The organism is Streptomyces sp. TLI_185, from assembly GCF_003814765.1.
Classification (GTDB): Bacteria; Actinomycetota; Actinomycetes; order Streptomycetales; family Streptomycetaceae; genus Streptomyces.
The window spans coordinates 5,849,609-5,862,539 of the sequence record NZ_RKRB01000001.1; the positions used below are offsets into that span (position 1 = coordinate 5,849,609).

Genomic DNA, 12,931 nt, shown 5'->3' on the forward strand with positions numbered 1-12,931 from the left:
TCTCCTGCCCGATTCCGGGGGGCGTGAAGCCGCTGGACGGAGTCCGGCTCTGTGCGAAGCCTGCGCAGCAGTGCGAGGGCGGCAGACAGGAGGAGCCAAGTTGCTGGTGCAGCGGCGGTCTGTGTTCTTGTGAGGGTTTTTCGTACGACGACGGGGGCGCCCCTCCTGAGAAGGGCGCCCCCGTTGCCGTACGGGCTACTGGTTTGTTTCGCCGCTTTCGATGCCGAGGCCGGGGAGCAGGCCCGGGAGTAGTGGCGGGATCGTCACGTCCGGTTCGGTGGACGGGGACTTGGTGGACGACGGGGAGGCGCTGCCGCTGTCCTTGGGCGGGTCGAGCAGGCCGCCGGTGCTGCCTCCGAGCAGGCCCTCGCCGGTGGAGCCGGCCGACTGGCTGGGGCTGCTGGAATGGCTGTTCTTGGAGGAACCGCTGCCGGTGCCGGATGCCGCCGATCCCCGGCCGGAGCCGGGTGTGCCCTTGGACGCCGCACCCGAGCCGTGGCGCTTGCCGTTGCCTCCGCCGTGGGCCGAGGACGGGGGCAGCAGAGACTGCAGCGGGGCCACCTCTTCGTCTATGGCGGCGAACACCGACGAGACCTGGCTACTGACGTCCCCGAGCTGCACCGGGAGCCTCTGGCGGAGGGCGCCCCAGACCTCGCGGTGCGCGCGTGAGAAGGCGGACAGGGCCTGGATGGGGCCGAGGGACCCGGGGTCCCGCTCATACGCCTCGTGCAGCAGCCGGTGGCCCTCGGACGCGTCGCGCGTCATGCCCGACAGGGTGCGGCGGATCTCGCCGACGGACTCGTGATCGAGGTGGCCGCCGCCGCGGCCGCGCTCCATCAGGCGACGCGCCTCGGCCAGCCGGGTGGAGGCCTGATCGAGGTAGGCCACTCCGCGCTCGTCGTCCCCGTCGGACAGGTAGTTGAGCTTGAAGTCCTCGATGCCGCGTTTGAGTCCGTAGAGCGAGTCGCCGGGCAGGGCGTCGGAGCTGGCGGCGGCGACTCCGCCGAAGGCGCCCGCCGCGACGCCGACGCTGAGCCCGCCCGCGGCCAGGCCCTTGGTCAGCCGCGACCGCGGTCGCAGTTTGCCCAGTGGGCTCGCCCGGTGCGCTCCGCGGGAGCGCTGCTCGGGTACCGCAGTGTCCGCCGCTTCGCCGACGGCGCCCTCCTGCACCATGGCCTCGAACGCGGCCACCAGTTGTGCTCGTTGGACGACCTTGACCTCGGGGTCCAGCTCCGGTCTGGGCAGCTCGCCGAGACACTCTGCGAGGGCCAAGAGACGGCCCTGCTCGGTCTGTTCCGCAGCAGCCGGGGCCGTGGCCGGTCCGTCGGACTGCTCGGCCGCCGTGCCCTGGTCCGGCTGCTCCTCCAGGGCCTGGGCGAAGGCGTTCGCCCGCCGGTGTGCCGATACGTTCGCGATCACTGGCGGCACCTCCTCTCGTGATGACGGTCGACTCCCCAGGGGGTCCTGAGGGTTGCACGCTCTGACCACATCCACACGATCGAGTGATCGGAGACGGCCAGGGAGTGACCACAGGGAGCCTGCATCCCGCACAACGAGCGTCTCGGCACTTGGGTTACGGACGACGGATGATCGGATCGGGAAGTCAACGGACTTTCACTGACAGCTAGTTGGCATCACTGAGCGTATACCGAAGTGTTCTGTCAGGGCCGGTGTGGGCGACGGGTGCGTTCCGGGCAGTCCGAGGGGACCGCGTGGTCCGTGTGTTCCGTGCGTTCCGTGCGTTGTGTCAGCGGGCGTCGTCCGGGAGGAGGCGGGCCAGGGTGCGTACGGCGCGGTACTGGAGGGTCTTGATGGCGCCCTCGTTCTTGCCCATCACGCGTGCGGTCTCGGCGACGGAGAGGCCCTGGAGGAAGCGGAGCGTCACGCACTCCTGCTGCTGGGGGTTGAGGCGCCGTACCGCGTCGAGCAGGGCGGCGTTGGAGAGGGACTCCAGGACGGAGTCCTCGGGGGAGCGCTCGACCTCGTTGGCGTCGAGCATCTCGCCGGTCGTCACCTCGAGGCGGAAGCGGCTCGACTTGAAGTGGTCGGCCACGAGGTTGCGGGCGATGGTGACGAGCCAGGCGCCGAAGTCGCGGCCCTGCCAGGTGAAGGTGCCGATGCGGCGCAGGGCGCGCAGGAACGTCTCGCTGGTGAGGTCCTCGGCGGTGGCTTTGCCGCCGACGCGGTAGTAGATGTACCGGTACACGGTGTCGCTGTACTGGTCGTAGAGGCGGCCGAAGGCGTCGGCCTCGCCGGCCTGGGCGCGTTCGACGAGGTCCATCATGCGGGCGCTGTCGCTGTCCGCGGCCGGGCGGCGGGTGGTGGTGGCGCCGGCGGCGCGGCTGCGTCTGCCGACGGCGGCGGTGCTGCCGTCGGCGAGCGCGTAGCACGGGCCGACGGGGGTGCTGGCTACGGCAAGGGCGGGGACGGCGTACGCGGTGGGGACGAAGCCGCGCAACAGGTCTTGGACCGTTGCGCGCAGCGTAGCCAGGCCCGAGGCGTCAACCCCGACGTGTGGGTACACGGGACTCCCAGAGGCAGAGCTTCCATCACGTGCAGTGCGGGACCTTTCACCCGTCGTAGCGACGGAGGGGTACCGGTTTGCGTCTGAGGAGAATAACGCTTCGTGCAGGCGCTGCTACACCCAGTTGCTCAAATCATCGATTACGTCGCTTCTGTAACCGATTGGCGGCCTATCAAGTGCCGTAGCGTGACCGGTTGTTGATCGGAACGGGTCGGGTTTCGAGTGGGAACGGGGCGTGTTGTGGCCGTGTGCAGCCAATGGGACTGGACAGGGGGTGTGGGGGTAGGTCCTGGGGATTGGCGTGTTCGGGGCGGGGTTGGTTGCGGTGTGATCAGGAGTGGTGCGGGTGTTGATGTTTTCTCGCCCCCGCCGCCCCTACCCGTCCCGTCCCCAGGGGCTCCGCCCCTTCGACCCCGCCAGGGGCTCCGCCCCTGAACCCCCCGGCAGGGGCTGTGTCCCCTCTACCCTTCGGGGCTCTGCCTCTGGGGCCTGGCGGGGGTTGTGTCCCCTGTACCTGTCGGGGCTTTGTCCCTGGGGCCTGGCGGGGCTACGTGCCCCCGCGCCCTGGGGGCTTTGTCCCTGGGGTCCTGGCGGGGACGGCGTCCCCCGACGCCCTTCGGGGCTTTGCCCCTGAAGCCTGGCGGGGACTGCGTTCCCTGTACCTGCCGGGGCTTTGCCCCTGGGGCCTGGCGGGGCTACGTGCCCCCGCGCCCTGGGGGCTTTGTCCCTGGATCCCGGCGGACTACGTTCCCGCGCCCCTCGGGGCTTTGCCCCTGGATGCCGGCGGGACTACGTCCCTGCGCCCCGGCGGGACTACGTCCCTGCGCCCCGGCGGGACTACGTCCCTGCGCCCCGGCGGGACTACGTCCCTGCGCCCCGGCGGGACTACGTCCCTGCGCCCCGGCGGGGAGTGCGTCCCTGCGCCCCGGCGGGGAGTGCGTCCCTGCGCCCCGGCGGGGAGTGCGTCCCCTGTACCCCTGGGGGCTTTGTCCCTGGGCCCCGGCGGGACTATGTTCCCGCGCCCTCGGAACTCCCGCCCCTGCGCCCCGGCGGGGAGTGCGTCCCCTGTACCCCTGGGGGCTTTGCCCCTGGGCCCCGGCGGACTACGTCCCCGCGCCCTCGGAACTCCCGCCCCTGCGCCCCGGCGGGGAGTGCGTCCCCTGTACCCCTGGGGGCTTTGTCCCTGGGCCCCGGCGGGACTATGTTCCCGCGCCCTCGGAACTCCCGCCCCTGCGCGCTACTTCGGGAGCCGGCCCCCGGCCCCGTGGCACTGCTGCCCTGGCACCTTCGCGGGACGGAGCCCCTGCGTCCCGCCGGGGCTCCGCCACGGACCCCGGTCGGCCTGAACGGCCTCGTTCTCGAACGCCGGACGGGTGAAAGGGGGAGCGGGCCCAGTCGGTCGACGGGCAGCGTCCGGCTCCGGGCGCAGGCGTGTGCCGGCCGGTGGCAATCCGCCGGGCCCGGGCGGGACGGTTCGGCTCGCTCGCTCTGTCGAGGGCCCATAGCGGCCCCGCGGCTGCGTCGGCTGGACGCCGGACGGGCTGGTAGATGCGTATCCGGGCCCAGAGGGAGGGGCCTTCACGGGTGGACGAACAGTGGCGCCGCCCAGGGGCTGGGCCGCCGCGCATGGTTGGGGAATTGGGGTGGCGCGGTTGGCCTTGAGCGCTGGGCGGGCGGCTGGAGGTGACGGTTGCGCGTCGAGCACCGGAGGGGTGGGATGTGGCGTTCGGTGGGGCGCAGCGCCGCGGTGTTTGGGCCCGGGCCGGCTTACAGCGGATCGATCCTTGTGGGCCCGGACTTGCTTGCAGGCAGCGTTATTTGGTGCCGGGGCGGCTCGCGCGCGTCGCTCTTCGCTCGTGGGCCGGCGTGCGGCTCACGGGGTCGGTTCGCGGGCCGGCATGGCGTTCACCAGTGTTGGCCTGCGGACTGGCTTGTGGCGTACGGGTGTTCGCCGATTCCCTCGGACCGGCTCGCAGCGCATGGGGTTTGCTGCCGGGCGGCTTGCGTGCGGCTCGCAGGGCGTCGGTGGCCCGGTCAGCGGCGGCGTTTGTGGAGGGCGATTGCTGCTGCTGTGCCGCCTGCCACTGCTCCTACGCCTGCTGCTGCGGGGATGCCCACCTTGGCTGCCTTGCGGCCGGTGCGGTAGTCGCGTAGGCGCCAGTCGAGCTTGCGGGCGTGTTTGCGGAGCTTGGTGTCGGGGTTGATCGCGTACGGATGGCCCACGAGGGAGAGCATCGGGATGTCGTTGTGGGAGTCGCTGTACGCGGCGCAGCGGGAGAGGTCGAGGCCTTCGGCGGAGGCGAGGGCGCGGACTGCTTCCGCCTTTGCGGGGCCGTGGAGGGGTTCGCCGACCAGTTTGCCGGTGTAGACGCCGTCGACGGACTCGGCCACCGTGCCCAGGGCGCCGGTGAGGCCGAGGCGGCGGGCGATCACCGTGGCGATTTCGACCGGGGCCGCTGTGACGAGCCAAACCTTCTGGCCCGCGTCCAGGTGTGCCTGGGCGAGCGCGCGGGTGCCCGGCCAGATGCGCTCGGCCATGTACTCGTCGTAGATCTCCTCGCCGATGGACTGGAGTTCCGCGACGCGGTGGCCCTTCACGATGGAGAGGGCCGAGTCGCGGGCCTCCTGCATGTGTTCCGGGTCCTCGACGCCGGCCAGCCGGAACCACGCCTGCTGCCAGGCGAACTTGGCGAGGTCGCGGGTCTCGAAGAACTTGCGCTTGTAGAGGCCCCGCCCGAAGTGGAAGAGGGCAGCACCTTGCATCACGGTGTTGTCGAGGTCGAAGAAGGCTGCTGCCTTGTCGTCGCCGAGCACCGGGAACTCCGGTTCCTCCGGGGGGACGTCCTGCGAGGACTTGCGCGCTGCCTCTGCCGAGGCCTCGCCTGCCAACACGCTCCGCGCCGTGGCGGAGCGCCTACGGGGAGTGAGCCATCCGAGAGCGGCCATGCCCGTGAGCATAGCCAGTTTGTTCGGTGCCTCCAGACGCCAGAGGTTTGAACGCTGTGAACTCTCCGCGACCGTGTCGTTAAAGAACTGATCTGATCCACCCGTTCCTTGGCGTTTTCGCGGGTGTGCCGCCGCCGCGCGCTCGCGCGAGAATGGCTGACATGAGTCCCCTCTTCCGACGTAAGGCCCAGGACGTTCAGGGCCGGAGCGTCACTCTCATTCGTAAGGCCGGGTGTCATCTGTGTGATGACGCACAGCTTGTGGTGGAGAAGGTGTGCGCGGAGGTGGGGGTGGAGTGGGAGGCGAAGGACATCTCTCTGGATCAGCAGCTTCACGACCAGTATTGGGAGCAGATTCCCGTGGTTCTCGTCGACGGTCGGCAGCACACCTTCTGGCGCGTGGACGAGCAACGGTTGCGCAAGGCACTGACTGAGTAGTCCAAGTCGTCCGGAACCTCGCTTAGGATCGACGGCGACTGGTCTCGGGGGCGGGGATCGTAAGAGGAGAGTGTGCGGTTTTGCCCCCAGGGATAGAGGGTCGGTGGTGCTTGTGCGCCGGTTCTGCATCAGTGCGCCGGGGGCGCGTGACCCCGGTCACGTTGGCCGGGCAAATCGGACACCATCTTTGTGCACGCGTTCACAAAGACATAGCCTGCTGTCGACGGGGCGGTCTGGGTACATGTGACCGCCTGCAGCCCCGCTCTACCCGCAGGAGCACCGTGGCAACTGGCCGAACTCACCGACCGGCGACCCGTAGCCGAGGGATTCCCGAGGCCACCGTCGCCAGGCTTCCGCTGTACCTCCGCGCGCTGACCGCACTGTCGGAGCGCTCGGTACCCACGGTCTCGTCCGAGGAACTGGCGGCTGCCGCGGGGGTCAACTCCGCCAAGCTGCGCAAGGACTTCTCGTATCTGGGTTCGTACGGGACGCGCGGTGTCGGCTACGACGTCGAGTATCTCGTCTACCAGATCTCGCGTGAGCTGGGGCTCACCCAGGACTGGCCGGTTGTGATCGTCGGTATCGGTAACCTCGGCGCCGCTCTGGCCAATTACGGAGGGTTCGCCTCCCGTGGTTTCCGGGTCGCGGCTCTCATAGACGCCGATCCGGCGATGGCGGGAAAGCCCGTCGCGGGGATTCCCGTGCAGCACACCGATGATCTGGAGAAGATCATCGAGGACAACGGTGTGAGTATCGGCGTCATCGCCACTCCCGCCGGTGCCGCTCAGCAGGTCTGCGACCGGCTCGTTGCCGCCGGGGTCAGCTCCATTCTGAACTTCGCGCCGACCGTGCTGTCCGTCCCGGACGGCGTCGACGTGCGGAAAGTGGATCTGTCGATCGAGTTGCAGATCCTTGCCTTCCACGAGCAGCGCAAGGCCGGCGAGGAGGCCGAGGCCGCGGGGCCCGACGGCTCCGGGCCGGTCGCCGCTGCCCGTAAGGAGTCCGCCGAGCAGGGGCCCGACGGGGACGTACCCGCCGTGATGCCGGCATGAGTCTCCTCGTCGTCGGGCTGAGTCACCGCAGCGCCCCGGTCAGCGTCCTGGAGCGGGCCGCGCTGAACGCGGACGCCCAGGTCAAGCTGGTGCAGGACACGGTCGCCGCGGAGCCCGCCACCGAGGCCGCGGTCCTCGCCACCTGCAACCGCATCGAGCTGTACGCCGACGTCGACAAGTTCCACGCCGGTGTCGCCGAGCTGTCCACGCTGCTCGCGCAGCACAGCGGGGTGGGGCTGGACGAGCTCACGCCGTATTTGTACGTGCATTACGAGGACCGGGCTGTTCATCATCTGTTCTCGGTCGCTTGCGGGCTCGACTCCATGGTCGTGGGCGAAGGGCAGATCCTTGGGCAGATCAAGGACTCGCTGGCCAGGGCGCAGGATCTGCACAGCGCCGGGCGGCTGCTGAACGATCTGTTCCAGCAGGCGCTGCGGGTCGGCAAGCGTGCGCACTCCGAGACCGGGATCGACCGGGCCGGGCAGTCCCTGGTCACCTTCGGGCTGGAGCAGCTGGCCGCCGGGGCGGACGTCCAGGCGTGGGCCAGTGGGAAGAAGGCGCTGGTCATCGGGGCCGGGTCGATGTCATCGCTGGCCGCCGCGACGCTTGCGCGGGCCGGGGTTGCCGAGATCGTGATCGCCAACCGTACGGGTGAGCGTGCCGAGCGGCTCGCCGCGATCTTGAACGAGGGCGCCGCGCAGGACGTGCTGGCTCGCGCGGTGCCGATGGACGCCGTGTCGGGCGAGCTGACACGTGCCGATGTTGTGGTGTCTTGTACCGGGGCTACTGGGCTTGTGCTGACGGCTGAGGCGGTTGCTGCGGCTGTTGGTGGGCCGGTGCTGGAGGGTGGCGCGGGCCAGGGGGCGGGTGCGCAGCCCGGCGGTGACGGGGTGCCGCCTCTCCGTGGGTCGGGAGCCGCCCTGGCGGCACGACTGCCCGCAGGCTCCGCGGGTGATGAGAACTGTCCGCTCGATCTGCCCCCGATGCAGGCCACCGCCGGTTTCTCCGTGCTCGGTGAGGGGGCTGTTGCCGGGATGGCGGCCGCCGATCTTGAGCAGCATGCCGCCTGGGTGGACAACGCGCCGCGGCCGCAGACCTCCGGCCCCGCGTCGGGCACCGTGCTCGATCCCGCGCAGGAGGCCGAGGCCATCGCCGCGCTGGCCGCCCTCGCCGGCACCGTCGGCCGCATCCCGGAGCGCCGTAAGGCCGAGCCGGTCGTCGAGGCTCCGCGTCCCGCGCCCGTGCTGTTCCTTCTCGACCTGGCGATGCCACGCGACATCGACGCGGCGGTGCACCGGCTGGCCGGGGTGCGGCTCGTCGACATCGAATCGCTTGCCGAGGCCTCCGCGGACGCTCCGATGGCGGCCGACGTCGACCAGGTCCGCCGTATCGTCGCGGACGAGGTCGCGGCCTTCGGGGCGGCGCTCAGGGCCGCGCACATCACACCCACCGTCGTGGCCCTGCGCACCATGGCCGCCGATGTGGTCGCCAGTGAGATCGCGCGGCTCGAGGGGCGGCTGCCCGCGCTCGACGACAAGCACCGCAGCGAGATCACACAGACCGTCAAGCGCGTCGTCGACAAGCTGCTGCACGCGCCGACGGTACGAGTCAAGCAGCTCGCGGCCGAACCGGGCGGAGCAGGGTACGCGGATGCCCTGAGGACCCTGTTCGACCTCGACCAGGAAGCGGTGGCCGCCGTCTCCCGGGCCGAGGGCGCCGACGATGAATCTGAGAACAGCAAGAACCGAGGGCCGGCATGAGTAGCAAGGCATTGAGACTGGGGACGAGGCGAAGCAGACTCGCCATGGCCCAGTCCGGGCAGGTGGCGGACGCCGTGAGCCAGGTGACCGGACGGCCCGTCGAGCTCGTCGAGATCACCACGTACGGCGACACCTCCCGCGAGCACCTCGCGCAGATCGGCGGCACGGGTGTGTTCGTCACGGCGCTGCGCGACTCGCTGCTGCGGGGTGAGGTCGACTTCGCGGTTCATTCGCTCAAGGACCTGCCCACCGCGCAGCCCGAGGAGCTGGCGCTCGCCGCCGTCCCGCTGCGCGAGGACCCGCGCGACGTGATCGTCGCCCGGGACGCGCTGAAGTTCACCGACCTGCCGCGCGGGGCGCGCATCGGTACGGGTTCGCCGCGTCGCATGGCGCAGCTGAACGCGTATGCGCGCAGCCACGGGCTGGACATCGAGACGGTCCCGATACGGGGGAACGTGGATACCCGGATCAGGTACGTGCGGGACGGTGAGCTGGACGCCGTCGTCCTCGCCGCCGCCGGCCTCAACCGGATAGGCCGTAGCGATGAAGTGACCGACTTCCTGTCGGTCGACACGGTTCTGCCCGCCCCCGGCCAGGGGGCACTGGCGATCGAGTGTGCCGCGGACAACGCGGAGCTGATCGCCGCGCTCGGAGAGCTCGACGACCCGTTCACACGGGTCGCCGTGACCGCCGAGCGGTCACTGCTCGCCGCCCTGGAGGCCGGCTGCAGCGCCCCTGTGGGCGCGCTGGCCGACCTCCTGGCCGACGGGCAGATTGTCAAGGAAATGCGCCTGCGGGGCGTCGTCGGTACCACCGACGGCTCCCGCACGGTGCAGCTGTCCACCACCGGTCCCGTGCCCGAGACGTACGACCAAGCAATGGCGCTCGGCCGTGAACTCGCTGCCGAGATGCTTGCCCAGGGCGCGGCCGGTCTGATGGGGGAGCGAGCACATTGAGCCCCACCACCCTTCCCGCCGGCCTTGAACACGGGCACGTCACCTTCCTCGGTGCCGGACCCGGGGATCCGGGACTGCTGACTCTGCGCGCCGTGGAGGCGCTGGCGAACGCGGACGTCCTCGTCGCCGAGCACGACGTGCTCGACGTGGTACGTCAGCACGCCAGACAAGGTGTCGCCGAAGTGCACACGGACGGGGGTCCTTCGTCGGACCCGCTTCCGGGCACGGGCGCACCTCAGCTCGCGGTTGTTGACAGCTCGTCAACAACCGCTGGGGTCCCCGCGGTACGGGATGCCGCACATCTTGTCATGGAGGCCCTGCGGGGCGGCAGGCGGGTCGTCCGTGCGGTGTCCGGTGACCCCGGACTCGACGCGTACGCCGCCGAGGAGATGCTCGCCTGCGCCGCCGCGGGCGTGCCTTTCGAGGTCGTGCCCGGGGTCGCCGCGGCCGTCGGCGTGCCCGCGTACGCCGGTGTTCCGCTGCGCGACGCCGAGGGTGCGGACGTGCGGTTCGTGGACGCTCGTACCGCCTCGGACCGGTGCTGGACGGAGGTGGGCGTCTCCGACGGGACGGTGGTCGTGTCGACGACCCTCGACTCCGTGGGTGCGGCCGCGGGCGAACTGGTGTCGGCCGGCCGTAAGCCGGACACGCCGATCACCGTGACGGTGGCCGGTACGACCACGCGCCAGCGGACCTGGACCGCGACGCTGGGGACCGTCGCCCAGACGCTGAAGCAGGCCAAGGTGCTGCCCTCCCCCGAGGGTGGGCGCCCGGTGATAGCCGTGGTCGGTGAGCGTTCCGCCGCCGCCCAGCGCGACCGGCTGTCGTGGTTCGAGTCCAAGCCGCTGTTCGGCTGGAAGGTGCTCGTGCCGCGTACGAAGGAGCAGGCGGCGTCGCTCTCCGACCAACTGCGGTCCTACGGGGCCGTACCGCACGAGGTGCCGACCATCGCGGTCGAGCCGCCGCGGACGCCCCAGCAGATGGAGCGGGCCGTGAAGGGGCTCGTCACCGGGCGGTACGAGTGGATCGCGTTCACCTCGGTCAACGCGGTGAAGGCGGTCCGGGAGAAGTTCGAGGAGTACGGGCTCGATGCGCGGGCCTTTGCCGGCATCAAGGTCGCTGCGGTCGGGGAGCAGACCGCGAAGGCGCTGGTGGCTTTCGGTGTGAAGCCGGACCTGGTGCCGAGTGGGGAGCAGTCGGCTGCGGGGCTGCTTGAGGACTGGCCGCCGTACGACCCGGTGTTCGACCCGATCGACCGGGTGTTCCTGCCGCGGGCGGACATTGCCACGGAGACGCTTGTCGCCGGGCTGATCGAGCTCGGGTGGGAGGTCGACGACGTCACGGCCTATCGGACCGTGCGGGCCTCGCCGCCGCCGGCGGAGACGCGGGAGGCGATCAAGGGCGGTGGCTTCGATGCGGTGCTGTTCACCTCGTCGTCCACCGTGCGGAACCTGGTGGGTATTGCCGGGAAGCCGCACAACGTGACCGTGATCGCGTGTATCGGTCCGGCGACCGCCAAGACTGCTGAGGAGCATGGGCTGCGGGTGGATGTGATGGCTCCGGAGCCGTCCGTGCACAAGTTGGCTGAGGCGCTTGCGGACTTCGGGTTGCGGAGGCGGGCTGCGGCGCTGGATGCCGGGGATCCCGTGACTCGGCCGAGTGAGCGGCGGCCGGGGGCCAGGCGGCGGCGTACGACGTGACCGGCCGCTGGGGCTGAGGGGTGGGTGTCGCCGGCCCGCGCTTGCGGGGTGCCGCTGTCTTTGGGACGGGTGCCGCCCCTAGCGGCACGACTGCCCGCAGCTAGGTAGGCGTGGAAAGCACCGTGTGGCCGAAGCGGAGCAGGTTGTCCGGGTCGTATGTCGACTTCGTCTTGCTCAGGCGGGTGTAGACCTCGTCCGTCCAGGCGCGTGCCCGGTCCTTCTCGTCGCCCGGGCGGCCGTGGAGGTTGACCATCGTGTGGCCCGTTCCGTACGGGGCCATTGCGGTGTGGAGGGCGGCCGTGGCTGATTCCACGGCTGCCGCGACCTGTGGGTCGGGCAGGACGCCGACCGTTTCCAGGAGGTAGCTGGCGTCGCGGGCGCAGATGGCGTCCTCGACGGGGGCCGGGCGGGAGAGTTCGCCGCCCATGTGGCGCAGTTCGATCAGCAGGAGCGGGAGGTCCGGGACGGCCGGGCCCGCCTGCGCCAGGAAGGCCGTCTGGGCGTCCGGGGGCAGCGCCCTGAGGAGGGTGCAGGCCTCGCGGGCGGGGAGCGGGTCGTGCGGGTCCAGGTAGATGCGGTCCATGGCGGCGTACGGCATTTCCTCCACCGTGTCCATGACGACGGGTGCGGCCGCGCGGACGGGGGCCAGGAGGCTCTCGCCCTCCTTCGCGTCGCCGGTCCAGGCCAGGGCGACGCGGGCCCAGAAGCCGCCGCGCAGGGGCTCGGGGATCTGCGGGATCGGCGGCAGCCGCAGGATCGTGTACGCGCTGCACATCTCGGTGGGCAGGGTGGTCGTCCAGTCGGCCCAGGTGCGCAGGACCGTCTCCGCGTGTTCGCCCGGGAAGTAGATGCCGCCGCCGAGGACCGTGGGCAGCGGGAGCAGTTCGAAGGTCAGTTCGGTGACCACGCCCACGTTGCCCTTGCCGCCGCGCAGGGCCCAGAAGAGGTCCGGTTCGGTGTCGGCGGTCACCGTGCGCAGGGTTGCGTCCGGCGTGACGACCTGGACGGAGCGGACCCGGTCGGCCGCGTAGCCGTAGGTCCGGCCGAGGACGGGCAGACCGCCGCCCAGGGTGTAGCCGACGACGCCCGCGTCCGAGGACGACCCGTTGAGCGGGGCGAGGCCGTACGGGGCGGCCGCCTCCAGGACGTGGCGCCACGTGGCGCCGGCGGCGACCGTCGCGGTGCGTTCGGCCGGGTCGATCGTCACGTCGGTCATGCGGGTGGTGCTCAGGAGCAGGCCGCCGTCGATCGGGAAGTTCGCGCCGTGGCCGGTGGCCTGCACGGCAACCGGGGTTCCGGTGGCCGCGGCCCAGCGCATCGCCGTCACGATGTCGTCGACGTCTGCCGCTCCGACCACGACGTCAGGATGGTGGAAGGCCGACAGATTGAAGCCGGTGACCTCGGCCACGTAGGCGTCGTCGCCGGGGCGCAGGACGGGGCCGTGGATCTCGGACAGGGCGAACAGGTCCGGGGCCTGATGCGGGGTGTGGTGGGTGGCGGTCATCTCGTCCTCCTCCTTCGCGCAGGCAGGCAGGCGTGCGCGGCGAGGGGACGGG

The 12,931-nt window shown here is 71.0% G+C and carries 9 protein-coding genes; 5 read left to right on the forward strand and 4 right to left on the reverse strand.

The annotated features are described in order from the left end of the window. Positions 1-195: 195 nt before the first annotated feature. The 3 genes from EDD92_RS26960 to EDD92_RS26970 all read right to left on the reverse strand — a co-directional run bounded on the left by EDD92_RS26960 (position 196) and on the right by EDD92_RS26970 (position 5,470). Entirely contained in the window at positions 196-1,419 is a 1,224-nt protein-coding gene (locus tag EDD92_RS26960; protein ID WP_123966746.1) for a DUF5667 domain-containing protein, read from the reverse strand. Between the two features lie 328 nt (positions 1,420-1,747). Further along, positions 1,748-2,524 carry an ECF subfamily RNA polymerase sigma factor, BldN family gene (locus EDD92_RS26965; protein ID WP_030945620.1) on the reverse strand — a complete coding sequence of 259 codons (777 nt, stop codon included), beginning with the start codon at positions 2,522-2,524 and terminating at the stop codon, positions 1,748-1,750. Positions 2,525-4,558: 2,034 nt separating this feature from the next. Next, positions 4,559-5,470, reverse strand: a complete 912-nt coding sequence (locus EDD92_RS26970) for an HAD family phosphatase (RefSeq protein ID WP_123966748.1) — start codon at positions 5,468-5,470, stop codon at positions 4,559-4,561. 161 nt (positions 5,471-5,631) lie between these two features. Here EDD92_RS26970 and EDD92_RS26975 point away from each other — a divergent pair, with 161 nt between their 5' ends. The 5 genes from EDD92_RS26975 to EDD92_RS26995 all read left to right on the forward strand — a co-directional run bounded on the left by EDD92_RS26975 (position 5,632) and on the right by EDD92_RS26995 (position 11,375). Next, entirely contained in the window at positions 5,632-5,907 is a 276-nt protein-coding gene (locus EDD92_RS26975) for a glutaredoxin family protein (protein ID WP_037886024.1), read from the forward strand. A gap of 281 nt (positions 5,908-6,188) precedes the next feature. After that, positions 6,189-6,959, forward strand: a complete 771-nt coding sequence (locus EDD92_RS26980) for a redox-sensing transcriptional repressor Rex (RefSeq protein ID WP_123966750.1) — start codon at positions 6,189-6,191, stop codon at positions 6,957-6,959. Beyond that, positions 6,956-8,719 carry a glutamyl-tRNA reductase gene (locus EDD92_RS26985; RefSeq protein WP_123966752.1) on the forward strand — a complete coding sequence of 588 codons (1,764 nt, stop codon included), beginning with the start codon at positions 6,956-6,958 and terminating at the stop codon, positions 8,717-8,719. Before EDD92_RS26980 ends, EDD92_RS26985 begins: the two co-directional genes overlap by 4 nt. Beyond that, on the forward strand, positions 8,716-9,675 hold the full coding sequence (gene hemC, locus EDD92_RS26990) for a hydroxymethylbilane synthase (protein ID WP_123966754.1): 960 nt from the start codon (positions 8,716-8,718) through the stop codon (positions 9,673-9,675). The genes EDD92_RS26985 and hemC overlap by 4 nt, the downstream gene beginning before the upstream one ends. Next, complete coding sequence (locus EDD92_RS26995) at positions 9,672-11,375, forward strand: bifunctional uroporphyrinogen-III C-methyltransferase/uroporphyrinogen-III synthase (RefSeq protein WP_123966756.1); 1,704 nt, start codon at positions 9,672-9,674, stop codon at positions 11,373-11,375. The genes hemC and EDD92_RS26995 overlap by 4 nt, the downstream gene beginning before the upstream one ends. Positions 11,376-11,475: 100 nt before the next feature. Here EDD92_RS26995 and EDD92_RS27000 read toward each other — a convergent pair whose 3' ends face one another. Next, positions 11,476-12,879 (reverse strand): FAD-binding oxidoreductase, encoded by a 1,404-nt coding sequence (locus tag EDD92_RS27000; RefSeq protein WP_123966758.1) that lies wholly within the window; start codon positions 12,877-12,879, stop codon positions 11,476-11,478. Positions 12,880-12,931 lie beyond the last annotated feature (52 nt).